Origin of the sequence: Rhodococcus koreensis (assembly GCF_017068375.1) — a bacterium.
GTDB lineage: Bacteria > Actinomycetota > Actinomycetes > Mycobacteriales > Mycobacteriaceae > Rhodococcus_F > Rhodococcus_F koreensis.
This window is the reverse complement of the sequence record NZ_CP070609.1, coordinates 8,013,898-8,036,836: the sequence shown is the minus strand read 5'-3', so window position 1 is coordinate 8,036,836 and position 22,939 is coordinate 8,013,898. Positions and strand designations below refer to the sequence as shown.

Here is a 22,939-nt window from a genome sequence, read left to right as displayed (position 1 = left end):
CACTGCCGTCAATCGGTACCAACACGGACCGTCCGACCTGATTCAATAGTCCACAGGGCCCGTACCGGGTTGAATGGAGCCAGCACCCGTCCCGGGTCGTATGGAGCCAGTATTGCGTTCAGGCAGCCGTGACGCGCGGCAGAGATGAGGAACCGATGACCGACAGCAGCGACGCGAAGCCCGCCGTGGAGCCTGCCGCTCAGCAGCACGACACACCGAAGCCCAGCGTCCCGAAGCCGGGCGCGGCCGCGAAACCGGGTGCACCCAAGCCCCACCCCACACCGACGCATGCCCTCTCCGCCCCCGCCGTCGCCGCCCCCGCCCACAGTGATCCGAGCGAGTTCGGCCGCGTCGACGACGACGGCACCGCCTGGGTGAAGACCGCGGACGGTGAACGGCAGATCGGGTCGTGGCAGGCCGGAGACGCGGCGGAAGGCCTGGCGCATTTCGGTCGGCGCTTCGACGATCTCGCCACCGAAGTGGCCCTCCTCGAGGCCCGGCTCAATTCCGGTGCGGGCGACGCGAAGAAGACGAAGGCCGCCGCGACCGCACTCGCCGAATCGCTCCCGACCGCCGCGGTGATCGGTGACGTCGACTCGCTCTCCGCGCGACTCGACGTGATCATCGCCGGATCCGACGAGGCGGCCGCCCACGCCAAGCACGAGAAGGAACTGTCGCGGCAGGCGCACACCGAACGCAAGGAAGAACTGGCCGCCGAGGCGGAACAGATCGGTGCCGAGTCCACGCAGTGGAAGGCCGCCGGCGACCGGTTGCGCGAGATCCTGGACGAGTGGAAGACGATCCGCGGGATCGACCGGAAGGTCGACGACGCCCTGTGGAAGCGGTATTCCAAGGCTCGGGAGGCGTTCAACCGGCGCCGCGGCGCGCATTTCGCCGAACTCGACCGTGAGCGCGCCGCCGCCAAGACCAAGAAGGAAGAACTCGTCGAGCAGGCGGAGGCACTGTCCGACTCCACCGACTGGGGTCCCACAGCCGGAGCCTTCCGCGATCTGCTCGCCGAGTGGAAGGCCGCCGGACGCGCGCCGCGGGAAGCCGACGACAACCTGTGGAGGCGGTTCAAGGGCGCTCAGGACGTGTTCTTCGCCGCCCGCAACGCCGCGTCCTCCGAACGCGACGCCGAGTTCGAGGAGAACGCGGTCGCCAAGGAGGAGTTGCTGAAGAACGCCGGCCACATCGATCCGTCCAAGGACATCGACGGGGCGAGGGCCGCCCTCCGCGACCTGCAGGAGAAGTGGGACGCCATCGGGAAGGTGCCCCGCGAGCGGATGCACGACCTCGAGGGCAAGCTGCGGGCCATCGAGAAGCGGGTCCGCGACGCCGCCGACGAGGAATGGCGCCGCACCGACCCGGAGGCGCTCGCCCGGGCCGCGCAGTTCCGGGAGCGGGTCACGCAGTTCGAGGAGCAGGCCGCCAAGGCCTCTGCGGCGGGCAAGACGAAGGACGCCGAGAGCGCACTCGCCCAGGCCAAGCAGTGGCGCGAATGGGCCGAGGCGGCAGAGGGCGCCGTCAGCGGCCAGTAGGCACGATCAGCCGACGTTCCAGTCGCCGCGTCGCTCCGCTTCGGCGGCAGCGGCGCGGCGTTCCTCTTCCGCGGCCAGCTGCAGCGCGGTCCGGCTCCAGACCACCTTCAGCCAGTGGAACGTGAGCACGATGACGGTGAGCCAGCCGATGATCAGGCCGATGCCCGGTCCGGCCGCCTCGACGCCCGGCGCCGGGGTCTGCCGCGACCAGATGGCGAGCATGCCGAACACGATGGACACGGCGGTTCCGGCGAGGGCCACCCACGCGAGCGCCCAGCGACGGGTGACGAGCGCCAGCATCGACACGACGACCCCGAACACCACCTCGAACCACACGAACAGCCGCGACGGCAGCGCGATCGTCTCCGCGCGGGCGTCGTCCCCGTACACCAGCACCTCCCAGCCGTTGGCGATGCCGGAATGCGGCAACGTCAGCGAGCCGAGGAGCACGACCACCGCGACCGCGACGACGAGCGCACGCGCCCCGGGGTCGATCTCACCGGCCACCTTCTTCTCGGCGGCGTCGAAATCCTTCAGGTAGCTCTCGATCGGCTCGTTCGCGTCACTCGGGTCGTCGTGGCGCTGGTCGTCGAACTGCGGGGTCATGCGTTGCATCCCATCTGAGCGGGTAGTGGTGCGGGCACACCGATCTGCGGCAGTCCGAGTCCCACGCCGATCGGCGGGGTCTTCGGGGTGACGCCCTTCTCGAAGGAGTCGCCTGCGCGGGTGCGGCGGTGGGTCAGGACCGGGGTGTCCGCGACGAGGTGGTGCGGAGCGGCGGCGCTGATCACGATGGTGACGACGTCGCCGGGCCGGACGTTTCCGTCGAGGTTTCCCTCCGGCCGGAAGTGGACGAGCCGCCCGTCGCGGGCGCGCCCGCTCATCCGTGCGGTCTCCGCGTTCTTGCGGCCCTCCCCGGCGGCGACGAGCAGTTCCACCTCGGCGCCGACGAGCTTCTGGTTCTCCTCGAGCGTGATCTGTTCCTGCAACGCGATGAGACGTTCGTACCGTTCCTGCACGACGGCCTTGGGCAGCTGGTCGTCCATGTCCGCTGCCGGGGTGCCGGGACGCTTGGAGTACTGGAAGGTGAACGCGCTGGTGAAGCGCGCCTGCCGGACGACGTCGAGCGTGTCCTGGAAGTCTTCCTCGGTCTCACCGGGGAAGCCCACGATGATGTCGGTGGTGATCGCCGCGTGCGGCATCGCGGTGCGGACCTTCTCGATGATCCCCAGGAACCGCGACTTCCGGTAGGAGCGGCGCATCGCCTTCAGGACGCGGTCCGAACCGGACTGCAGCGGCATGTGCAGCTGCGGGCACACGTTGGGGGTCTCGGCCATCGCCTCGATGACGTCGTCGGTGAACTCGGCCGGGTGCGGGGACGTGAAGCGGACGCGCTCGAGCCCGTCGATCTCGCCGCACGCGCGCAGCAGCGCGGCGAACGCGCCGCGGTCGCGGGGCTGGTCGGGGTCGGCGAAGGAGACGCCGTATGCGTTGACGTTCTGCCCGAGCAGCGTGACCTCGACGACGCCCTCGTTCACCAGGGCCTGCACCTCGGCCAGGATGTCGCCGGGCCGCCGGTCGACCTCCTTGCCGCGCAGCGCGGGGACGATGCAGAACGTGCACGTGTTGTTGCATCCCACCGAGATGGACACCCAGCCGGCGTACGCCGACTCCCGCTTGGCGGGCAGCGTCGACGGAAACGCCTCGAGCGCGTCGAGGATCTCGACCTCGGCCCGCTGATTGTGGCGCGCCCGGTCCAGCAGCGCCGGGAGCGAACCGATGTTGTGGGTGCCGAACACGACGTCCACCCACGGCGCCTTCTTCACGACGACGTCGCGGTCCTTCTGCGCCAGGCACCCGCCGACCGCGATCTGCATGTCGGGGTTCTGTTCCTTCGCCGGCGCCAGATGGCTCAGGTTGCCGTACAACTTGTTGTCGGCGTTCTCCCGCACCGCGCAGGTGTTGAAGACGACGAGGTCGGGCGACTGCCCGGTGGCCGCCTTCGTGTAGCCGGCGTCCTCGAGGAGCCCCGACAGCCGCTCGGAGTCGTGCACGTTCATCTGGCAGCCGTACGTGCGCACCTCATAGCTGCGGTGAGGGGTCTGGTCGATCGTGTCCACGTATGCCAGGGTACGGCCCGCGCCAAATCGCCTCGTCGCGGCCGGTGTGCGTCAGGACACACGACCGACGCCGGACAGTAAAGTTTCCGTGACATCCCGAGGATTCTCGGAGCAAATGACCGGTGCTCCCGCTCCCAGCACATAGGGTCTCGACTATGACGCAAGCCGACGACGCGACGCCGACGCCCTCCACGGGCGCGGCCCCGTCCATGATCTCGATGAAATCGGTGAACAAACACTTCGGCGCCCTCCACGTCCTCCAGGAGATCGACCTCGAAGTTCCTCGGGGGCAGGTCGTGATCGTCCTGGGACCGTCCGGGTCCGGGAAGTCGACGCTGTGCCGGACCATCAACCGCCTCGAGCCCATCGACTCCGGTGAGATCGCCGTGGACGGGAAGGTGCTGCCGGCCGAGGGCAAGGCCCTGGCCGCGCTGCGCGCCGACGTGGGGATGGTGTTCCAGTCGTTCAACCTGTTCGCCCACAAGACGATCCTCGAGAACGTGATGCTGGCACCGGTCAAGGTGCGGAAGAAGAGCAGCGCCGACGCGAAGAAGAAGGCCTACGAGCTTCTCGAGCGGGTCGGCATCGCCAACCAGGCGGACAAGTACCCGGCGCAGTTGTCGGGCGGTCAGCAGCAGCGTGTCGCGATCGCCCGCGCACTCGCCATGAACCCCAAGGTCATGCTGTTCGACGAGCCGACGTCCGCGCTCGACCCGGAAATGGTCAACGAAGTCCTCGACGTCATGACCTCGCTCGCCAAGGAAGGCATGACCATGCTCGTGGTGACCCACGAGATGGGCTTCGCCCGCAAGGCCGGCGACCGTGTTCTCTTCATGGCCGACGGCCAGATCGTCGAGGACTCTGAGCCCGCCACGTTCTTCACCGCTCCCAAATCCGAGCGCGCGAAGGACTTTCTCGGCAAGATTCTCAGCCACTGATCGGAGAGGGCGCCGCCGCGGTGCCCTCTCGGTCGACCGTGCTCCACAGGCAACACCCGTCATTTCAATTGGAGGAACTCGATGAGGATCAACCGCTCGATTCGTGTGGGAATCGGCGTCATGGCGCTCGCCGTCGTCGCATCGGCCTGTGGCGGAGGTGAAGAGAAGAGCGCCTCCCAGAGCGCGTCGGAGGGCAAGCTCACGGTCGGAATCAAGTACGACCAGCCCGGCCTCGGACTGCGCAACCCCGATGGTTCCTTCAGCGGTTTCGACGTCGAGGTGGCCGAGTACATCGCGGGCAAGCTGGGTGTCGCGCCCGAGAACATCGTGTTCAAGGAGTCCCCGTCGGCTCAGCGCGAGACGCTGATCCAGAACGGTGAGGTCGACTACATCGTCGCCACCTACTCGATCACCGACGCCCGCAAGGAGAAGGTCGACTTCGCCGGGCCGTACTTCATCGCCGGACAGTCGCTCCTGGTGAAGTCCGACAACACCGACATCACCGGCCCCGAGTCGCTCAACGGCGGCAAGAAGCTGTGCTCCGTCACCGGGTCCACCCCGGCGCAGAAGGTGAAGGACCAGTACGCGAAGGACGTGCAACTGCAGGAGTTCGACACGTACTCCGCCTGCGTCGAGGCGCTGCGGAACGGCGCAGTCGACGCCGTCACCACCGACGACATCATCCTCGCCGGCTACGCGGCGCAGTATCCGGGCGAGCTGAAGGTGGTCGGCGCGCCGTTCACCGAGGAGCGCTACGGCGTCGGCCTGGCCAAGGGTGACGACGAGACCCGGGCCAAGATCAACGACGCCATCGAGGCGATGATCGCGGACGGTTCGTGGGCGCGTGCGTTCAACGAGACCGTCGGCGCGTCGGGCTACCCGATCCCCGCACCGCCGACCGTCGATCGGTACTGAGCAACTCACTCATCCGGGTCGGACGACTCCCCTTTCGTGGAGTCGTCCGGCCCGGTTCGACACCAACCACCGGTGACCTGGGGAGACGGTAAGTGGACCTACTGAGCAAATACAGCGATCAGCTGATCGACGCGTTCTGGACGACGGTGCAGCTGACCGCGTTCTCGGCTGTCGGTGCTCTGATACTCGGCACCATCCTCGCGGCGATGCGGGTGTCACCGATCCCGGTCGCGCGCGGCGTCGGCGCGGCATACGTGACGATCTTCCGCAACACTCCCCTGACCCTCATCATCATCTTCTGCTCGTTCGGGCTCTTCCAGACGATGGGCGTCAAGCTCGCCCCCGAGCAGTCGCCGACGTTCTTCGAGCAGAACAACTTCCGGCTCGCCGTGCTCGGCCTCAGCATCTACACGGCGGCCTTCGTCTGCGAGTCGCTGCGGTCCGGTATCAACACCGTGCACGTCGGCCAGGCGGAGGCGGGCCGGTCACTCGGTCTCACGTTCTCCCAGAATCTGCGGCTCATCGTGCTGCCGCAGGCATTCCGCGCGGTCACCGCACCCCTCGGCAGCGTGCTGATCGCCCTGACGAAGAACACGACGATCGCCTCGGTGATCGGTGTGGCGGAGGCATCGCTCCTGATGAAGGAAATGATCGAGAACGAGGCCGCCATCTTCGTCGTCGGTGGCATCTTCGCGCTCGGATTCGTGATCCTGACCCTGCCGATGGGGCTTCTCTTCGGATACCTGAGCAAGCGATTCGAGGTTGCACGATGAGCAATTCCGCCACCGTCCTCTACGACGCGCCGGGCCCGAAGGCGAAGAACCTCTACCGCCTGATCTCCGTCGCCGTCGCCCTCGCACTGCTGGGAATCGGCTACCTCGTCTACGCCGCGCTCGACGACAAGGGCCAGCTGACAGCGGCGAAATGGGAACCGTTCACCGAATCGACCTCGTGGACCACATATCTCATTCCCGGTATCCGCGGCACCCTCGTCGCGGCGGCCGTGTCGATCGTGTTCGCGTTGATCCTCGGCGCGATCCTCGGCATCGGACGCTTGTCGGACCACCGACCGGTGCGATGGGTGGCGGGCGGGATCGTCGAACTGTTCCGCGCCATCCCGGTGCTGATCCTGATGATCTTCTCGTACCAGCTGTTCGCCGAGTACGAGGTGTTCAAGTCGAAATATCTTGCGCTTGCCGCGGTCATCGTGGGCCTCACGCTGTACAACGGCTCGGTGATCGCCGAAATCGTCAGGGCCGGCATCAATTCGCTCCCCCGGGGACAGAGCGAGGCCGCCAAGGCGCTGGGCATGCGCAAGGGCCAGGTCATGCGGACCATCCTGCTTCCGCAGGCCGTCACGGCGATGCTCCCCGCGATCATCTCGCAGATGGTGGTCGCCCTGAAGGACTCCGCGCTCGGTTACCTCATCGGCTACGTCGAAGTGGTGCGGTCCGGCCAGCAACTCGGCGCGTTCTACGGCAACTACCTGCCCGCGCTGATCGTGGTGGCGATCATCATGATCATCCTCAACTACACGCTCACCGTGGTGGCGACCAGGGTGGAGAAGCGGCTGCGGGCCGCCCGGAAGGGCGGAGGTCCCCAGGGTGCTGCTCCCGAGCTTCCGGCGGTGTCGGTTCCGGGTATGGACATCACCGACAAGCGGTTGTGACCCGGCACTGCTTCTGACACGAACGACACTGCGGTCGGATGGGAACTCGGTTCCCGTCCGACCGCAGTGTCGTTCATCGTGGTCAGGTCATGATCATGGTCAGGCTGAGTCCGATTCAGGTCTCGTCGAACAGGCCTTCGGTTTCCGCGCCGGCACGATCGAGTTGCTCCTTGACGACCTCGAACGCCATGCCCTGGGGGAACCCGCGACGCGCCAGCATGGACACCAGCCGGCGGACCGCCCGGTCACGGTCGTCCGTTGACATGGTGCGCAGTTTCTTCGCGACCAGTTCGGTGGCTCGCGCTCGTTCGTCTTCGCTGTCGATCTGAGCGAGCGCCTCGGTGGCGTCTTCCTGACCGATGCCCTTGCGGCGCAGTTCCAGTGCGAGCGCACGTTTTCCCTTACCGGCGTACGTGTGCCGCGAATGCACCCACTGCTGGGCGAAGTCGGCGTCGTTGACGAGCCCGACCTCGGTGAGTCGATCCAGTACGCGCTCGGCGATGTCGGCCGAGTACCCCTTCTTCGCCAGACGGTCGGACAACTCCGCTCGACTCCGGGCACGGTCCGTCAGGAGACGCAGGCACAAATCCTTGGCCTGCGTCTCCGTTCCACCCTCGCCCGTCGGACGCACGGCGGCGCCTTAGAATTCGACCGGGGCGGCGTCGTCCGTAGCGGCAGTGACGTCGGCGCCGATTCCGAGCTTTTCCTTGATCTTCTTCTCGATCTCGTCCCGGATGTCGGTGTTCTCCAACAGGAACTTGCGGGCGTTCTCCTTGCCCTGTCCCAGCTGGTCGCCTTCGTAGGTGTACCAGGAGCCCGACTTGCGAATGAACCCGTGTTCGACACCCATGTCGATCAGCGAGCCTTCCTTGCTGATTCCCAGGCCGTAGAGGATGTCGAACTCGGCCTGCTTGAACGGCGGCGCGACCTTGTTCTTGACCACCTTGACGCGGGTACGGTTACCCACCGCGTCGGTGCCGTCCTTCAGGGTCTCGATCCGCCGCACGTCGAGGCGCACCGACGAGTAGAACTTCAATGCCTTACCACCGGTGGTGGTTTCGGGGGAACCGAACATGACGCCGATCTTCTCGCGCAGCTGGTTGATGAAGATCGCGGTGGTGCCGGAGTTGCTGAGCGCACCGGTCATCTTACGGAGCGCCTGGCTCATCAGACGGGCCTGCAGACCCACGTGACTGTCGCCCATCTCGCCCTCGATCTCGGCGCGCGGGACCAGAGCGGCCACGGAGTCGACCACGAGGATGTCGAGGGCGCCGGAGCGGATCAGCATGTCTGCGATCTCCAGCGCCTGCTCGCCGGTATCGGGCTGCGACACCAGCAGCGCGTCGGTGTCGACGCCGAGTTTCTGGGCGTAGTCGGGGTCGAGCGCGTGTTCGGCGTCGATGAACGCGGCGATGCCGCCGGCCGCCTGGGCGTTGGCGACCGCGTGCAGAGCGACGGTGGTCTTACCCGAGGACTCCGGGCCGTAGATCTCGACGACACGGCCGCGGGGCAGCCCGCCGATGCCGAGGGCGACGTCCAGCGCGATGGAGCCGGTCGGGATGACGGCGATCGGCTGACGGACACCTTCGCCCAGGCGCATCACCGAGCCCTTGCCGAAGTTCTTGTCGATCTGCGCCAGCGCGAGGTCGAGCGCCTTGTCTCGATCGTGTGCCTGTGGTGCCATCGTCGTCCCCATTCTCGAGTCTCATCAGTGATCTGCGGTCAGGTTAGATCCAGGTACCGACAAGAACCGTGACCACCGAACATCTCCAGCATAGGGGAACGTGTGTTCGATTGGTGCGACCGGCCCGTTCGACACGCCGGATTTCTACCGGCGCTGCGGTGGAACGTCGAACTCGGCGCAGAGTTCACGCCACACCTCGCGGGGTTCCCGGCCGTCCTCGATGGCCTCGGCGGCGGTCTTGCCCCCGAGACTGAGCAGCACGTGGTCGACGAGTAGTGCGTCGCCGCGCATCTGCCCGAACTCTTCGCGGACGAGTTCGTGAAATTCAGTCAGTCGCACGCTTCCACGCTAGCCGAACCCCGGGCGAGGCTCTCACCGCAGCGCGTCGCGGCACACCTCCACCGGATCCGCCACGTCCGCGACGCTCCACGCGGCCCGCTGCGCGGCCTCCGCGTGCGCGCCGTGCGAGAGCACCTGTTCGACCGCCGAACGGAGCGCCTCGGCGCTCGGGGGACGCACCACGACGGCACTCCCCTGCCGCGCGGCGCGATTCGCGAGTTCCCACTGATCGCCGCCCCCGGGGACCACCACCGCCGGGACCCCTGCGAGCAGGGCCTTCGCCAGCATCCCGTGACCACCGCCGCAGACGACGGCGGCGGCCTCGCGGAGCATCGCGTCCTGACGGCCGAGACCCGCACGTACCCAGGGCGGAACCGCGGCCGGCGATCCGTCCAGTATCGACGCGATCACGCGGACGCCGGCCCCGTCGAGACCGGCGAGCGTCGTCTCGAGCATGCCCTCGGCACCGGTGAACGCGGTCGACGGAGCCACCATGACCAGCGGATCGGTACCGTCCGGCGGCTCGAGCACCTCGTTCGTCGGTTCCCACAGCAGTGGCCCGACCACGTGCGCCTCCGCGGGCCAGTCCGGTCTCGGCACCTCGAGCGCGGGGAGCGTCGCGATCAGCCGGCGCACCGGTCCCGGATCCTTCGCCGGCAACCCGACGCCGACGCGGGCTTCGGAACGCTGCCGCTCGCCCTGCCGGATCGACCGCGCCGTCGCCGCCCGCATGAGCGTGTCGCGGGCCCGGCCCCGGATTCCCGCCCCCGGAGCCAACCCGCTTCCGATGGGCGGCAATCCCCGGGACGCCGCGTACAGCGGGTGCGGGGACAACTCGACCCAGGGGATCCCCAGCCGCTCCGCCGCCATGCCGCCACCTGCGGTGAGGATGTCCGAGACCACGAGGTCGGGTCCCATCGCGCGCAGGTCGGGGAGCAACTCGGTGGAGATGTGCGCGGCGCGGGCGTGGATGCGCGCGCCCGCATCGAGGTCGTCGTCCGTCGGGCGGGGCGCGAGACCTTTCAGCAACTCGGCGGGCACACCGGCCGCCCGCGCGGGCTCGACCCACCGGGTGCCGGTGAACAGGACCGGTTCGTCCCCGGCCTCGATGAGGGCGAGGCACAACGCCAGAGCGGGAAAGGCATGTCCGGGATCAGGCCCGGCGACCACGGCGACTCGCACGAAGCACAGGGTGTCACACCGTCGCCGTCACCGTTTCTCGAACACGGCTTCCGCGGCGGCGAGAGACCGTGCACGGTCGGCGGGGACGAGGCCGATCCGGGTGCGCCGGTCGAGGAGGTCGTCGACGTCGAGTGCTCCCTCGTGGGTCACGGCGAACTCGAACTCGGCTCGACTCACGTCCACGCCCTCGGCGATCGGGGTCAGCAGTTCGGGGTCGGCGGCGGCGATCAGTGCCGCCTCCGTTCCGTAGCGGGCGAGCAGCGCCGGCGGGGCCGAAACCTGGCGCAGCGCTTCGGGAGTCGCGGCGCCGACGAGCGGGAGGGCGCGGGTCCGGCACGGGAGCGCGTCCAGTCCCGCCGCTGCCACCGCGGCGTCGACGGCGTCCTCCGCCATCTTCCGGTACGTGGTCAGCTTGCCGCCCACCACACTGACCAGACCGGTGTCCGAGCGGAGGACGGCGTGGTTGCGCGAGAGGTCGGCGGTCGATCCGTCGCCGGTGTCGAGCAGCGGTCGCAGTCCGGCGAACGTGCCGAGGACGTCCGAACGCCGCAACGGCACTTCGAGTGCGGTGTTGACCGTGTCGAGCAGGAAGTCGATCTCCTGCTCCGACGCTTCCGGAACGTCGGGGACGGGTCCCGGCGCCGCCTCGTCGGTCAGGCCGAGGTACACGCGGCCGAGCTGTGCGGGCAGCGCGAAGACGAAACGATTGGTCTCACCGGGGACCGGAACCGTGAGCGCCGCGGTCGGGTTCCCGAGCCGTTCCGCCGGCAGGACCAGATGTGTTCCGCGACTGGGCCGGAGCGTGATCGACGGATCGATCTCACCCGACCACACGCCTGCGGCGTTGACCACGGCGCGCGCGGTGATCGACAGTTCCGAGCCGGTCAGTTCGTCGCGCAGGGTCGCGGATGTCCCGGTCACGTCGTAGGCGCCCGTCCGGGTGAGCACCTTCGCGCCGTGGAGCGCCGCGGTGCGCGCGAGGGACACCACGAGCCTGGCGTCGTCGACGAGCTGGCCGTCGAAGGCCATCAGGCCGCCCCGAAGTCCGTCCCGGCGCACAGCGGGGGCCAGTTCGACGACCCGGTCCGCCCGGACCGTCCGCGATCGCGGCAGGACCGTCGACGGCGTGCGAGCACTCGCACGGAGCAGGTCACCGGCCAGGAATCCCGTGCGGACGAGAGACTTTCCGAACAGCGTCGTGGAATCGAGGACGGGGACGAGCTGTGGCAGCGCCCGGACGAGGTGGGGCGCGGTGCGGGTCATCAGGATTCCGCGTTCGACCGCACTCTCGCGGGCGATGCCGACATTGCCCGACGCCAGGTACCGCAGCCCACCGTGGGCGAGTTTCGAACTCCACCGGCTGGTCCCGAACGCGAGGTCCCGCTTCTCCACGAGCACGACGTCGAGGCCGCGTGATGCCGCGTCGAGCGCGACACCGACGCCGGTCACTCCGCCGCCGATCACCAGGACGTCGACGCGCGCGCCGTCCGACAGCTGGTCGAGCTCGCGTGTCCGTCGTGCGGCGTTCAGCGCCGACGAGCGGCTCACGGGCGGCGTGCTGGGGTGGGTCACCGGTCTCCTCGATCTGTCGGGTGGGTGTCGGCTGATGCGGGTGCCAGATAGGCGCCGACGGCGTGCCGGAGTTGTTCGGTCAGGGCGTCTCCGGGAAGTTCCTCGGCGACCATCACGGCCGACTGGACCGCGGACTGTGCGATCAGCAGCACCATGGTGGCGATCTGACGACTGTCCCCCGCGCGGATCGAGCCCTGGCGCTGCCCCGCCGACACCGCGACCGAGACCTGGTCGATGATCGCCCGCTGGCTGGTCCCCAGCCGCTCGAGGATGTAGGTGGTGAACAGTTCCTGATCCGAGCGCAGGATCTTCACGAACAGCGGATGGCCACGCACCTCGGTGGACACGTGGACCACGGCGTCGACCAGTTGGCGGTGAACCGATTCCTCGGTGGAGAATTCGGGCATCACGGCAGCGATCTCGCGGGTCATGAGGTCGGCGACCACTGCCCTGGTGTCCGACCAGCGCCGGTAGACGGTCGGCCTGCTGACCCCGGCCCTCCGCGCGACCTCCGCCAGGGTGGTACGGCGCAGTCCGAAATCGAGGATGCACGAGCGTGCGGCGTCGAGAATGGAGTCTTCGACGCTCGCTGAGGTGTCGTCACGCGACGGTGGATTACGAATAGACATTGTATGTAACACCGTAACGCATGAATCCCCCGCCGGCACCTCACCGGCATTCGAATCACCTCGCGTACGGCCGACGGCGGGCGCCTCGAGCCGTCCGTGGTCGGAGATTCGGGCTGCGTGAGCAGTGCGGGAAGGTGTGACGACAGGATTGGTGCGCACGTCGGATGACGGCACGGCGTGACTCCTACGAAATTCGGTAAATCATACCGTTCCGTCCAGGTCGGACTCACAATCGGCATGACCCACGCATGACCACGATCGCGAGCGCTTCACGAACTCAGCCGAAGTAGTAGAGCTCGAACCCCACCGCGCGTTCGGCGTCGAATCCCGGTTGCGGCCCGGTCACCATCTCGACCTGAGCCCGCGCCTGCTGCCCCACCGGCACGTCGCTGAGCGCCTCCAGGTAGTGGACGTGCTCAGCCAGAGAGAGCACCGCCCGATCCACCGTGTGGGTGACATCCACGGCGTGGGTGGGGGTCATCGTGTGGACCGCCACCCACCGGACTCCGCGCCACGGCGGCAACCCCGACTCCCCCAGTTCGGGGAAGATCCATTCGTTCGCGGCGTCCGCGGTGGCGTCGAGGACGGCTCGCCCGAGAGCGCGGTGGTCCGCACTGTTCGGCTGGCCCGGCCCCCAGGTGTCCCCAAAGTTCGCCGTCACCACGAGATCTGGACGATGACGACGGATCGCCGTGGCGAGGTCGCGGCGGAGTGCGAGACTCTCGACGAGGGTGCCGTCGGGATAACCGAGAAACTCGACGTCGGTCACCCCCACCACGGCCGCGGAGCGCCGCTCCTCCGCCTCCCGCAGCGGGCCCGACTCCGTCGGGTGCAGGCCCGCGATCCCTGCCTCTCCGCTGGTGGCGAGCACGTATCGAATGTCCTTGCCCTGCCCGGTCCAGCGCGCCACAGCCGCCGCTGCGCCGTATTCGATGTCGTCGGGGTGCGCGACCACGACGAGCCCACGATGCCAGCCCTCCGGTACCGGTTCCATGGGTAGAGCATGCCCGTCAGCTACGCGTGATGTCCGATTTCTCGCCGGATCCCGACATCGCCTTGATCAACAGGTACACACCGAATACGACGGCGCTGACGACGAGAATCCAGAACAGGCCCTTGACGAGGGCACCGACCACTGCGAGGGCGATCCAGATCGCCGCGACAGCCAGAACAATCTTCCAGAACATGGTTTCCTCCACTCACGTCTCCCCGATCGATTTCTGCGCCCGACGTCCGGTCGACCCCATTTATCGGGTACGCACACCAGCCTGGCACGCCGGCTCGGGTAAATCACCAGGTCAACGTAAAGATCAGGGAAAGATCAGGGTTCTCCCCCACACGAGGTCCCGAGGGGCCGTGTGTCGACCGACGAGGTCAGCGGTAGCGGCGAACGATGTCGTCGATCTCGCCGAGGGCCGCCGCGAGGCCGGCGAGTTTCTCGGTCGCCGACACGAGTTCCGCGCGTTCGTAGGCGAGTTCGCCGACGGCACTCGCCGTTCCGGGCACCGCGACCTCGGCGGCAGCGGCCACCAGTTCTTCGAACTGTTCGACGCCGACGCCGAGTTGCGCGGCAGCCGAGGCGATCGCCCGGTGGAGCGGCGCCGCTGCGGCCCGGCTCCCCCGGGCGGCGTCCTCCATGGACGTGATGTCGAGGGCCACCGCCTGCAACGCGGCTGCCGCGGAGCGGGCCGTGGCATGGGTGTCCTCGATGTCCTCGCCGCTGATGGTCCCGGACCGGGACAGCACGCCGAGGATGCCGTGCAGTGCTCGTTCGCTGTGCACGAGTCGCTCCATCGGCTCCCGGGCGACCGAGGACGGCGCCGGAAGCACCCGGCGGGCAGGCAGACCCGGCGGCAAAGTCACGGCGTCGAGCTTGCGGTACCGGCTGACGGCCAGCACCGCGGGGACCGCGAACACGACCGCGCCCCCACCGGCCATCAGCATCGACCACTCCGGCGCAGCCATCAGAGCGAGACCGGCGGCGCCGGTGGCCGACGTTCCGGACACGATGCCGTAGCGCTTCGCACGACGCCGGGCCCGCCGCTTCTTCCGCAGGAGACGTTCACGAGGGTCGCGCCACCGCTGCGCCGCGTCCGCGACGGACTCACCGGCCTCGCGCAGTGCGCCCTGGATCCCGGCGAGCCCGGACACGACAGTGGCCGACCGGACTGAACGTCCAGGTCGGCCACGTCGGGTGGAACTCATGCTCACAGGCGATTCGGTTACTGCGCCGTGCCGGTCTGGCCTGCTGCCGGCGGCTGCTTGTCGAGGCTCGGGTTGGCGGCGGGCGTCGCCGGCGCGCCGGCCGCACCGCCGGAGGGCAGTGCATCGCCCTTCATGGAGGCCCGGATCTGCTCGAGGCGGCTGTGTCCGGCCATCTGGATGCTCGCCTGCTGCACTTCCATCATGCGGCCCGACACCGAGTTCTGTGCCAGCTCCGCAGAACCGAGGGCATCGGCGTAGCGCCGCTCGATCTTGTCGCGCACGGCATCGAGGCTGGGCGTGTTGCCGGGAGCGGAGAGGGTGCTGTCCATCGAGCGCAGCGACTCGCTGACCCGTTCCTGCATCTTGGCCTGCTCCAGCTGGCTGAGCAGCTTGGTGCGTTCCGCGACCTTGGCCTGCAGAGCCATCGCGTTCTGCTCCACGGCCTTCTTCGCCTGGGCAGCTGCCTGCAGAGACTGGTCGTGCAGTGCCTTCAGGTCTTCGACGCCCTGCTCGGCGGTGACGAGCTGTGCGGCGAACGCCTCGGCGGCATTGGTGTACTGGATGGCCTTCTCGGTGTCGCCGGCGGCCTGCGCCTGGTCGGCCAGGTTGACGGCCTGACGGGCGTTGGCGTTGAGCTTCTCCACCTCGTCGAGCTGGCGGCTGAGCTTCATCTCGAGCTGGCGCTGGTTGCCGATGACAGACGCGGCCTGCTGCGACAGGGCCTGGTGCTGACGCTGCGCATCCTCGATCGCCTGCTGAATCTGAACCTTGGGGTCAGCCTTCTCATCGATCTTGGAATTGAAGAGCGCCATCAGGTACTTCCATCCCTTGACGAAAGGATTAGCCATGGGTTTGATCCTGCCTCCATCTGTTGCGCCGCGCGATGCGCGACCCGATACGCGACCGTCACGCACCGGAACAAGGGCTGCGCCCCGACTACCTGGCTCACCCGCCGACGAGATCGGCGGTTGACTGAAATCTATCGGTTCGGCACGGGTGTTGCTATGCGGCAGCCAGCGCCTGCGCGGGTGCAGGGATGACCACCCGGGTGTCGCGGGCGATGGTCGTCGAACCCGGTCGTGCGCTCGCGGCGGGGGCCTCTGCGGGCGCGGATTCGACCGCGTGCCGCTCGGTGTCCGCACGCTTGGCCGAAGACCCGTCGGACAGCGATTCGCTGACGTCGACGAGCACGTCGGACAGTGGGACGTCCAGCGCGTCGCAGATCGCCGCCAGGAGCTCACTCGAGGCTTCCTTGCGCCCTCGTTCGACCTCGGACAAGTACCCGAGGCTCACACGAGCACTGTTGGAGACCTCACGCAGGGTCCGGCTCTGCGAAACGCGCGTACGCCGAAGACTGTCACCGATTGCCTCACGCAATAGCAGCGCCATCTCGCTCCTCCTTCATCCGTCACCTGTCTCGCCTATCTCAACGCACGAACAGGACCGATTGGTTCCCGACCTTAGCCTGCGGACGTTTCCTGCACACGATCGAGGAGTCCCGACACGGCGGCGGAAACCGCAGATTTACGGATCTGCCACCGGCCGCCGGTCAATCCGAGCTCGAGGACCGACGTTCCGGCCGCCCCGGAAATGCTCAGGAACACCGTGCCCACGGGATGTCCGTCCTGCGTGTCGGGGCCGGCGACGCCGGTCAGACCGACGCCCCAGTCGGCGCCGCAGCGGGCGCGGGCACCGTCCGCGAGCGCCTGTGCCGTGGACGCCGCCACCGGCCCGTCCTCCGCCAGCCGGGCCGGATCGACACCGGCGAGAGTTGCCTTCAGGTCGGTGGCGTAGACGACGAGTCCGCCGCGCAGCACGTTGCTCGCGCCGGGCACACCGGCGATGGTGGCGGTGAGCAGTCCCGCGGTGAGCGATTCCGCGGTGGCGACGGTCTCGCCGCGGGCGGTGAGCACGGCAACCAGGTCGGCGGCCCGCGTGCCGTCCACCAACGGGTCGGTCACGCCCCGGTGCTCGCGTTCGCCTCGACCTTGTGCACCCCGGCTCGCAGCCGGACGGCCTGCACGACGTAGTCCAGCCCGGTCACCACTGTCAGCAGCACGGCCGCCCCCATCAGGACCCATCCGAGGACGTCGAATCCGTCCGGCAGCGGCAGCAGGTAGAACCCGATCGCGATCGTCTGGACGAGAGTCTTGAGCTTGCCGCCCCTGCCCGCGGGAATGACCGCGTGCCGCAAGACCGCGAACCGGAGCAGCGTGATGCCCAGTTCCCGCACCGCGATCACCGCGGTCACCCACCAGGGCAGGTCGCCGAGAATCGACAGACCCACGAGGGCGGCACCGATCAGCGCTTTGTCCGCGATGGGGTCTGCGAGCTTGCCGAAATCGGTGACGAGGCCGTACTTGCGGGCGAGTTGACCGTCGATCCGGTCGGTGATGGCGGCGACCGCGAACACGCCGGTGGCGATCAGGCGCCACGTCGTCGAGTGTCCGTCGCCGACGAACAGCACGACCAGGAAGACGGGGACCAGCAGGATCCGGAGGATTGTCAGGATGTTCGCGATGTTCAGCAGTGGTACGGCCGTCTCACTCGCGGGCTCGACCGACGGATCCGGGACCGCCGGGTTGTCGGCGGCCGTCCAATCCTCGCGCTGCGCGCTCATCGGAGCACCGCAGCGTCGAACTGCACCCCGGGACGCGGCGGGGAGTGGGAGGGATTCGTAGGTCGTACCGGCACGTGCCTAAGAATATCGGTACGGCCGTTGGCTAATGTTCACGACATGACTTCTCGGACGCCGGACACCGCCGACAATCAGCTGATCGTGCGGCGAGCACGAACCTCCGACGTTCCCGAGATCAAGCGTCTGATCGACATCTACTCCGGCAAGATCCTGCTCGAGAAGAACCTCGTGACCCTGTACGAATCCGTTCAGGAGTTCTGGGTGGCCGAGCGCGGCGGCAACGTGATCGGTTGTGGCGCAATGCACGTCCTGTGGGCGGACCTGGGCGAGGTGCGCACGATCGCAGTCGATCCGTCGGCCAAGGGCCAGGGTGCGGGCCATCACGTGGTGGCCAAATTGATCGAGGTCGCGCGGGAACTCGAACTCGAGCGCCTGTTCGTTCTCACGTTCGAGGTCGACTTCTTCGGCAAGCACGGATTCGTGGAGATCGACGGCACACCCGTGACCGCCGAGGTGTACGCGGAGATGTGCCGTTCGTACGACACCGGTGTCGCCGAGTTCCTCGACCTGAGCTACGTCAAGCCGAACACCCTCGGCAACACCCGAATGCTTCTCACTCTCTGAAATCCCAGTGCGTGAGACAGATGGGCCCTGATCCCATTTTTGTTCGATGAACCCGTCCCGAGAGAGCGAGAACATGTCCCTGTTCGTAGTGGAGTACACGTATTCGGCCGATACCGTCGCCGAACGCGACGAGCATCGCCCCGCCCACCGGGAGTGGCTCGGCGAACTGGCCGAGCAGAAGACGGTGGTGTCGTCCGGCCCGTTCGCGGACGGTAGCGGCGCGTTCATCATCGTCGACGCCGCCAACGCGGCGACCGTGGAACAGCTTTTCACCCACGACCCGTTCGCCCGCAACGGCCTGGTGACGGCCACCCGGATCGTCGAATGGGTTCCGGTACTCGGCGAATTCAGCTCCTGAACCGCCGAGCACCGGACCCCTCGAGCACGACGCCCGGCGGAGTTACTTCGCCGGCGTCGCGTTCCGCGTCTTGAGGAGGCTGGCGACGGTCGTCACTGCCAGCACACCGATGATGACGGCGAGCGAGAACACCGTCGACACCTCCGGGACGGCCACGTGCTCCCCACCGTTGATGAAGCCCAGCGTGTTCTCGTGCAGAGCGTGCAGAACCAGCTTGACGCCGATGAACGCCAGGATGATCGACAGGCCGTACGACAGATACACCAGGCGATCCAGCAGACCGCCGATCAGGAAGTACAGCTGACGCAGACCCATCAGCGCGAACGCGTTGGCCGTGAACACCAGGTACGGCTCCTGGGTGAGCCCGTAGATCGCGGGGATCGAGTCGAGCGCGAACAGCACGTCGGTGAATCCGATGGCGACCAGCGCGAGCAGCAGCGGCGTCACGACGCGCTTGCCGTTGATCCGCGTGACGAGCTTGTCGCCGTCGTAGGTGTCCGTGGTGGGGAGGATCTTCTTCGCGATGGCGACGATCTTGCTGTCGCGTTCCTCCTCTACCTCCTTCTCGTGCCCGTGATCACGCACCAGTGTGTACGCGGTGTAGATGAGGAACGCGCCGAACAGGTAGAACACCCAGCTGTAGGCGTTGATCGCCGCGGCGCCGACGCCGATGAAGATTCCGCGCATCACCAGCGCCATCACGATGCCGATCAGCAGCACCTTCTGCTGGTACTCCCGTGGCACCGCGAACGTTCCCATGATGATGACGAACACGAAGAGGTTGTCGACCGACAACGCCTTCTCGGTGACGTATCCGGCGAAATATTCGCCGCCGTACTGGCTTCCCCACAGCCACATCACGATCAGGCCGAACAGGATCGCGACGCCGATGTAGACCGACGACCAGAACGCCGACTCACGGAACGTGGGGGCGTGCGGGGTGCGTACGTGAGCGAAGAAGTCGAAGACGAACAGTCCGAGAATCACCACACAGGTGATGACCCAGACCAGCGGTGACACATGCATGAACACAGACCTCCGGTAGACCTAGCGGGTACCGGAGGTCTCTCCCGCCGCGCCGGAACCTTCTGTCCGAGCGACTGACAGCCCCGGATCGGCAATGGTGCCGATCGTGTTGACGATGCTGTCACAGAGGTGGGGATACTCCCCTCCAATTCGGTGACCATTCAACCACACTGCGCGAGAATCGCCCATTTCGGACACGCGCACGCGGGCTACTCCTGGTCGGACGGGGCCTCGTCCGGGTCGCCGCCGCGGATCGACCACAGCAGACCGTCGAGTTCGTCGGGCTTGATGAGCACCTCGCGGGCTTTCGAACCCTCGCTGGGGCCCACCACTCCCCTGGTCTCCATCAGGTCCATCAGGCGGCCTGCCTTTGCGAAACCGACACGCAGTTTCCGCTGCAGCATCGACGTGGAGCCGAACTGGCTGGAGACGACGAGTTCCACCGCCTGCAACAGCACGTCCATGTCGTCGCCGATGTCGGGATCGACGTCCTTCTTCTCCCCGACCTTGGCGGCGGTGACGCCGTCGGTGTACTCCGGCTCCGCCTGGTTCTTGCTGAAATCGACGACCGCGGAGATCTCCTCGTCGGTGATGAACGCGCCCTGCAGGCGTGTCGGCTTGCCTGCGCCCATCGGCAGGAACAGCCCGTCACCCATACCGATCAGCTTCTCGGCGCCGGGCTGGTCCAGGATGACCCGTGAGTCGGTCAGGGAGGACGTCGCGAAGGCGAGCCGTGACGGCACGTTGGTCTTGATCAGACCCGTCACGACGTCCACCGACGGCCGCTGTGTGGCGAGCACGAGGTGGATACCGGCGGCGCGCGCCTTCTGGGTGATCCGCACGATCGCGTCCTCGACGTCGCGCGGCGCGGTCATCATGAGGTCCGCGAGTTCGTCGACGATGGCGAGGATGTACGGATACGGCCGGTAGACCCGTTCGCTACCGAGCGGCGCGGTGATCTCTCCCGACTTCACCTTGGCGTTGAAGTCGTCGATGTGGCGCACCCGGTTGGCCTGCATGTCCTGGTAGCGCTGCTCCATCTCCTCCACCAGCCAGGCCAGCGCGGCCGCCGCCTTCTTCGGCTGGGTGATGATGGGCGTGATGAGGTGCGGAATGCCTTCGTACGGCGTCAACTCCACCATCTTGGGGTCGATGAGGATCATCCGGACCTCGTCGGGTGTCGCGCGGGACAGCAGCGACACCAGCATCGAGTTCACGAAGCTGGACTTACCGGAACCGGTGGAACCGGCCACGAGCAGGTGCGGCATCTTCGCGAGGTTGGCACTGACGAAGTCGCCCTCGATGTCCTTGCCGAGACCGATCACCAGCGGGTGGTGGTCCTTGCGGGTGCTTGGGGCGGTGAGCACGTCGGCGAGGCGCACCATCTCACGGTCGGAGTTGGGGACCTCGATACCGACCGCGGACTTGCCCGGGATCGGCGCGAGCAGGCGCACGTTGTCGGTGGCGACGGCGTACGCGATGTTGCGGGCGAGCGCGGTAATCTTCTCGACCTTCACACCCGGGCCGAGTTCCACCTCGTAGCGGGTGACGGTCGGGCCGCGGGTGAATCCGGTGACGGCGGCGTCGATCTTGAACTGTTCGAGGACCTCGGTGATGGCCTCGATCATCGCGTCGTTGGCCGAACTGCGCTTCTTCGGCGCATCGCCCTCGATGAGCAGGGACGTCGGTGGCAGTGTGTAGTCGCCCTCGACCACCCGGTCGGTGACGAACTTGTCGACGTCGGGTAGCGGTTCCGGTTCGGATTCCGGCTTCGGGGCGACGACGGGCTTGGCCTTGGCGGGCGGCCGTTTCGGGGCCGGTGCCGGAGCGGGCACGGGTTCCGTGGCGGGTTCGGTCTCCCACAGCCCGAGCACCTCCGTCTTCGCGGTGTCGCTGACGTCGTACTCGTCGGTGGGATAGTTGTCGGCCGGGGCACCCCGGACCCCGGTCTTGTAGTCGTCGACGGGGTAGCCGTCGGCATCGAAGAGGGTGGGGTCGTATTCGCCGTCCTCGTAGTACTCGCTGTCGTAGTCGCCGTAGTGATCGCGGCCGAACGATGTTCCGAAGTACGACTGCAGCTTGCCGGGCACCTCGCGGACCGTGGTCCCGGTCAGGAGCAGGACACCGAACAGTGCCGCCATCAGCAGCAGCGGCGCGGCCAGCCACACGGTGAGACCGTCGGTCAGGGGACCGCCCGCCGCGTACCCGACGAAGCCGGCGCCGCGTGCCCTGCCGTCGGCGTCGGCGGGCGACCCCGTCGCGATGTGCCACAGGCCGAGAACCGGCAGACCGACCAGCAGCGACCCCAGCACCAGCCGGGGCCGGATCTCGGGTTTCGGTTCGGTCCGCATCAGGATCACCGCGACGGCGACACCGATCAGCGGCAGGACAGCGGACGCCCCGCCGAACACGGCGCGGACTCCGGTCTCGATCCACTCGCCCACCGGACCGCCGGCGGAGAACCAGATTCCGCCGGCGACCACTACGCTGATCGCAATCAGTCCGAGGGCGATGCCGTCGCGCCGGTGTCCCTGCTCGATCTCGGCCGCCCTGCCGACGGTGCGGGTGGTGGCTCCGACGCCCTTCGCCACGAGCGACCAGCCGCCGCCGATTCCCCGGCCCACCGACTTCAGGGGACCGGATGCGGACGCCTTCTTCGCGGCGGGCCTCCGGGCGCCGCCGCGCGGCGACGTGGACTTACGCGGAGTGCTGACCGTCCGGGTCGTGCGGGACTTCGGCTTGGACGTCGTGCTCGAACCGCGGGCGCTCGCCTTACCTGCCATGGCTCTCAGATTAGTCGCTACGGCACCTTCCGGACCATCCGCAACACCCGTAACACGGCCAGAGCTGCGTCGAAATGGCCTCAGAACCCTCGGTCGAGGGAGGTCACGGCCTCGATGTCGGCGGCCTCGCCCTCGGTCTCGATCCGCACCTGATTCCGGCCGAACGCGTGCAGGGCGAGTTCCGACGGTTCCCCTCGCAGGATCACCCGGCCGGCGCCGGCCGTGCGGACGGTGGCCTGCTCCCCGGACGGCCGCTCGAGTACCACCGTCACCGGGGCATGCCGGTAGCCGAGCTTGCCGACCTTGCGCGCCAGACCCCACAGCGCGTCCTGACGGTCGGCGGGCAGCACGCGCGGCTCCCACCCGTCGTGGGCGCGGCGCACGTCCTCGTGGTGGACGAACATCTCCCCCAGGTTCACCTGCGCGTCCACCCAGTACATCGGCGACCACATCGGCGGACCCGACCGGACCTCGTCCAGCAGCCGGCTCCACGGACGCGTCGCCGTCTCGTTCTGGACGCGTTCGGTGTACCCGGCGAGCAGGCCCACGACGATGCCCGGGGCAGCGTCGAGGCGTCGTTCGCGCACGATCAGGTGGGCGGCCAGGTCCCGGTTGGTCCACGTCCCGCAGAGGGTCGGGGCGTCGGGACCGAATTCGGCCATCGAGTCGACGAGGGAGAGGCGTTCATCGCGGGCAAAGGTCACCCGACCGAATCT

At 67.8% G+C, this 22,939-nt stretch carries 25 protein-coding genes; 7 read left to right on the top strand and 18 right to left on the bottom strand.

Features of this window, described 5'->3' with window-relative positions:
* Positions 1–155: 155 nt before the first annotated feature.
* The gene (locus tag JWS14_RS36530) at positions 156–1,541 is read left to right on the top strand and encodes a DUF349 domain-containing protein (protein WP_206015363.1); all 1,386 of its coding nucleotides are present in this window, start codon (positions 156–158) and stop codon (positions 1,539–1,541) included.
* A 6-nt stretch (positions 1,542–1,547) separates the two neighbouring features.
* Here JWS14_RS36530 and JWS14_RS36525 read toward each other — a convergent pair whose 3' ends face one another.
* Positions 1,548–2,147 (bottom strand): Rv2732c family membrane protein, encoded by a 600-nt coding sequence (locus JWS14_RS36525; RefSeq protein ID WP_072942409.1) that lies wholly within the window; start codon positions 2,145–2,147, stop codon positions 1,548–1,550.
* Positions 2,144–3,661 (bottom strand): tRNA (N6-isopentenyl adenosine(37)-C2)-methylthiotransferase MiaB, encoded by a 1,518-nt coding sequence (gene miaB, locus JWS14_RS36520; RefSeq protein ID WP_072942411.1) that lies wholly within the window; start codon positions 3,659–3,661, stop codon positions 2,144–2,146. The genes JWS14_RS36525 and miaB overlap by 4 nt, the downstream gene beginning before the upstream one ends.
* 209 nt (positions 3,662–3,870) lie before the next feature.
* On the opposite strand from miaB, the gene gluA reads away from it, so the two are divergent.
* From gluA to JWS14_RS36500, 4 genes are all read left to right on the top strand, one after another.
* The gene (gluA, locus tag JWS14_RS36515) at positions 3,871–4,599 is read left to right on the top strand and encodes a glutamate ABC transporter ATP-binding protein GluA (protein WP_083395905.1); all 729 of its coding nucleotides are present in this window, start codon (positions 3,871–3,873) and stop codon (positions 4,597–4,599) included.
* An 81-nt stretch (positions 4,600–4,680) separates the two neighbouring features.
* Positions 4,681–5,514, top strand: coding sequence for a glutamate ABC transporter substrate-binding protein (locus tag JWS14_RS36510; RefSeq protein WP_072942415.1), 834 nt, complete (start codon positions 4,681–4,683; stop codon positions 5,512–5,514).
* A gap of 92 nt (positions 5,515–5,606) precedes the next feature.
* The gene (locus JWS14_RS36505) at positions 5,607–6,287 is read left to right on the top strand and encodes an amino acid ABC transporter permease (protein ID WP_072942416.1); all 681 of its coding nucleotides are present in this window, start codon (positions 5,607–5,609) and stop codon (positions 6,285–6,287) included.
* On the top strand, positions 6,284–7,183 hold the full coding sequence (locus JWS14_RS36500; RefSeq protein WP_072942418.1) for an amino acid ABC transporter permease: 900 nt from the start codon (positions 6,284–6,286) through the stop codon (positions 7,181–7,183). Before JWS14_RS36505 ends, JWS14_RS36500 begins: the two co-directional genes overlap by 4 nt.
* Before the next feature lie 115 nt (positions 7,184–7,298).
* On the opposite strand, the gene recX is transcribed toward JWS14_RS36500, so the two are convergent.
* The 13 genes from recX to pgsA all read right to left on the bottom strand — a co-directional run bounded on the left by recX (position 7,299) and on the right by pgsA (position 17,414).
* Positions 7,299–7,814 (bottom strand): recombination regulator RecX, encoded by a 516-nt coding sequence (gene recX, locus JWS14_RS36495; protein WP_206015362.1) that lies wholly within the window; start codon positions 7,812–7,814, stop codon positions 7,299–7,301.
* A 9-nt stretch (positions 7,815–7,823) separates the two neighbouring features.
* Positions 7,824–8,867, bottom strand: coding sequence for a recombinase RecA (recA, locus tag JWS14_RS36490; protein WP_005240749.1), 1,044 nt, complete (start codon positions 8,865–8,867; stop codon positions 7,824–7,826).
* Positions 8,868–9,011: 144 nt separating this feature from the next.
* On the bottom strand, positions 9,012–9,206 hold the full coding sequence (locus JWS14_RS36485; RefSeq protein ID WP_015890433.1) for a DUF3046 domain-containing protein: 195 nt from the start codon (positions 9,204–9,206) through the stop codon (positions 9,012–9,014).
* 33 nt (positions 9,207–9,239) lie between these two features.
* A complete protein-coding gene (locus JWS14_RS36480; protein WP_206015361.1) occupies positions 9,240–10,388 on the bottom strand; it encodes a glycosyltransferase in 1,149 nt (382 codons plus the stop codon).
* A 27-nt stretch (positions 10,389–10,415) separates the two neighbouring features.
* Entirely contained in the window at positions 10,416–11,960 is a 1,545-nt protein-coding gene (locus JWS14_RS36475; protein ID WP_206015360.1) for a glycerol-3-phosphate dehydrogenase/oxidase, read from the bottom strand.
* Complete coding sequence (locus tag JWS14_RS36470) at positions 11,957–12,589, bottom strand: TetR/AcrR family transcriptional regulator (RefSeq protein WP_206015359.1); 633 nt, start codon at positions 12,587–12,589, stop codon at positions 11,957–11,959. Before JWS14_RS36470 ends, JWS14_RS36475 begins: the two co-directional genes overlap by 4 nt.
* Before the next feature lie 277 nt (positions 12,590–12,866).
* Positions 12,867–13,583: a PIG-L deacetylase family protein gene (locus JWS14_RS36465; protein ID WP_072942424.1), complete on the bottom strand. Its 717-nt coding sequence runs from the start codon at positions 13,581–13,583 to the stop codon at positions 12,867–12,869.
* A 16-nt stretch (positions 13,584–13,599) separates the two neighbouring features.
* Positions 13,600–13,776: a hypothetical protein gene (locus JWS14_RS36460; protein WP_007296377.1), complete on the bottom strand. Its 177-nt coding sequence runs from the start codon at positions 13,774–13,776 to the stop codon at positions 13,600–13,602.
* Between the two features lie 187 nt (positions 13,777–13,963).
* Entirely contained in the window at positions 13,964–14,794 is an 831-nt protein-coding gene (gene pspM, locus JWS14_RS36455; RefSeq protein WP_241031562.1) for a phage shock envelope stress response protein PspM, read from the bottom strand.
* Positions 14,795–14,811: 17 nt separating this feature from the next.
* Entirely contained in the window at positions 14,812–15,642 is an 831-nt protein-coding gene (locus JWS14_RS36450; protein ID WP_072942426.1) for a PspA/IM30 family protein, read from the bottom strand.
* A 154-nt stretch (positions 15,643–15,796) separates the two neighbouring features.
* A complete protein-coding gene (locus tag JWS14_RS36445; RefSeq protein ID WP_072942427.1) occupies positions 15,797–16,183 on the bottom strand; it encodes a helix-turn-helix domain-containing protein in 387 nt (128 codons plus the stop codon).
* A gap of 71 nt (positions 16,184–16,254) precedes the next feature.
* Complete coding sequence (locus tag JWS14_RS36440) at positions 16,255–16,755, bottom strand: CinA family protein (RefSeq protein WP_072942428.1); 501 nt, start codon at positions 16,753–16,755, stop codon at positions 16,255–16,257.
* The gene (gene pgsA / locus JWS14_RS36435; RefSeq protein ID WP_072942429.1) at positions 16,752–17,414 is read right to left on the bottom strand and encodes a CDP-diacylglycerol--glycerol-3-phosphate 3-phosphatidyltransferase; all 663 of its coding nucleotides are present in this window, start codon (positions 17,412–17,414) and stop codon (positions 16,752–16,754) included. The genes JWS14_RS36440 and pgsA overlap by 4 nt, the downstream gene beginning before the upstream one ends.
* Positions 17,415–17,531: 117 nt before the next feature.
* Between pgsA and JWS14_RS36430 the strand changes: the two genes are divergently transcribed.
* Both JWS14_RS36430 and JWS14_RS36425 read left to right on the top strand, forming a co-directional pair.
* Complete coding sequence (locus JWS14_RS36430; protein ID WP_072942430.1) at positions 17,532–18,056, top strand: amino-acid N-acetyltransferase; 525 nt, start codon at positions 17,532–17,534, stop codon at positions 18,054–18,056.
* Between the two features lie 73 nt (positions 18,057–18,129).
* The gene (locus JWS14_RS36425) at positions 18,130–18,414 is read left to right on the top strand and encodes a YciI family protein (protein ID WP_206015358.1); all 285 of its coding nucleotides are present in this window, start codon (positions 18,130–18,132) and stop codon (positions 18,412–18,414) included.
* A gap of 42 nt (positions 18,415–18,456) precedes the next feature.
* On the opposite strand, the gene JWS14_RS36420 is transcribed toward JWS14_RS36425, so the two are convergent.
* The 3 genes from JWS14_RS36420 to JWS14_RS36410 form a co-directional block, all read right to left on the bottom strand.
* Positions 18,457–19,440 (bottom strand): TerC family protein, encoded by a 984-nt coding sequence (locus tag JWS14_RS36420; protein WP_072942466.1) that lies wholly within the window; start codon positions 19,438–19,440, stop codon positions 18,457–18,459.
* Between the two features lie 209 nt (positions 19,441–19,649).
* A complete protein-coding gene (locus tag JWS14_RS36415) occupies positions 19,650–22,223 on the bottom strand; it encodes a DNA translocase FtsK (RefSeq protein ID WP_206015357.1) in 2,574 nt (857 codons plus the stop codon).
* 80 nt (positions 22,224–22,303) lie between these two features.
* Positions 22,304–22,927 (bottom strand): TIGR03085 family metal-binding protein, encoded by a 624-nt coding sequence (locus JWS14_RS36410; RefSeq protein WP_072942433.1) that lies wholly within the window; start codon positions 22,925–22,927, stop codon positions 22,304–22,306.
* Positions 22,928–22,939 lie beyond the last annotated feature (12 nt).

Excerpts from the sequence above, each read along its gene's own strand:
- JWS14_RS36445 (WP_072942427.1), bottom strand. The coding sequence starts at position 16,183 with ATGGCGCTGCTATTGCGTGAGGCAATCGGTGACAGTCTTCGGCGTACG.
- JWS14_RS36500 (WP_072942418.1), top strand. The coding sequence starts at position 6,284 with ATGAGCAATTCCGCCACCGTCCTCTACGACGCGCCGGGCCCGAAGGCG.
- JWS14_RS36450 (WP_072942426.1), bottom strand. The coding sequence starts at position 15,642 with ATGGCTAATCCTTTCGTCAAGGGATGGAAGTACCTGATGGCGCTCTTC.
- JWS14_RS36510 (WP_072942415.1), top strand. The coding sequence starts at position 4,681 with ATGAGGATCAACCGCTCGATTCGTGTGGGAATCGGCGTCATGGCGCTC.
- pgsA (WP_072942429.1), bottom strand. The coding sequence starts at position 17,414 with ATGAGCGCGCAGCGCGAGGATTGGACGGCCGCCGACAACCCGGCGGTC.
- JWS14_RS36430 (WP_072942430.1), top strand. The coding sequence starts at position 17,532 with ATGACTTCTCGGACGCCGGACACCGCCGACAATCAGCTGATCGTGCGG.
- JWS14_RS36415 (WP_206015357.1), bottom strand. The coding sequence starts at position 22,223 with ATGGCAGGTAAGGCGAGCGCCCGCGGTTCGAGCACGACGTCCAAGCCG.
- recA (WP_005240749.1), bottom strand. The coding sequence starts at position 8,867 with ATGGCACCACAGGCACACGATCGAGACAAGGCGCTCGACCTCGCGCTG.
- gluA (WP_083395905.1), top strand. The coding sequence starts at position 3,871 with ATGATCTCGATGAAATCGGTGAACAAACACTTCGGCGCCCTCCACGTC.
- JWS14_RS36470 (WP_206015359.1), bottom strand. The coding sequence starts at position 12,589 with ATGTCTATTCGTAATCCACCGTCGCGTGACGACACCTCAGCGAGCGTC.
- JWS14_RS36525 (WP_072942409.1), bottom strand. The coding sequence starts at position 2,147 with ATGACCCCGCAGTTCGACGACCAGCGCCACGACGACCCGAGTGACGCG.
- JWS14_RS36530 (WP_206015363.1), top strand. The coding sequence starts at position 156 with ATGACCGACAGCAGCGACGCGAAGCCCGCCGTGGAGCCTGCCGCTCAG.
- JWS14_RS36460 (WP_007296377.1), bottom strand. The coding sequence starts at position 13,776 with ATGTTCTGGAAGATTGTTCTGGCTGTCGCGGCGATCTGGATCGCCCTC.
- JWS14_RS36425 (WP_206015358.1), top strand. The coding sequence starts at position 18,130 with ATGTCCCTGTTCGTAGTGGAGTACACGTATTCGGCCGATACCGTCGCC.
- JWS14_RS36420 (WP_072942466.1), bottom strand. The coding sequence starts at position 19,440 with ATGCATGTGTCACCGCTGGTCTGGGTCATCACCTGTGTGGTGATTCTC.
- JWS14_RS36465 (WP_072942424.1), bottom strand. The coding sequence starts at position 13,583 with ATGGAACCGGTACCGGAGGGCTGGCATCGTGGGCTCGTCGTGGTCGCG.
- pspM (WP_241031562.1), bottom strand. The coding sequence starts at position 14,794 with ATGAGTTCCACCCGACGTGGCCGACCTGGACGTTCAGTCCGGTCGGCC.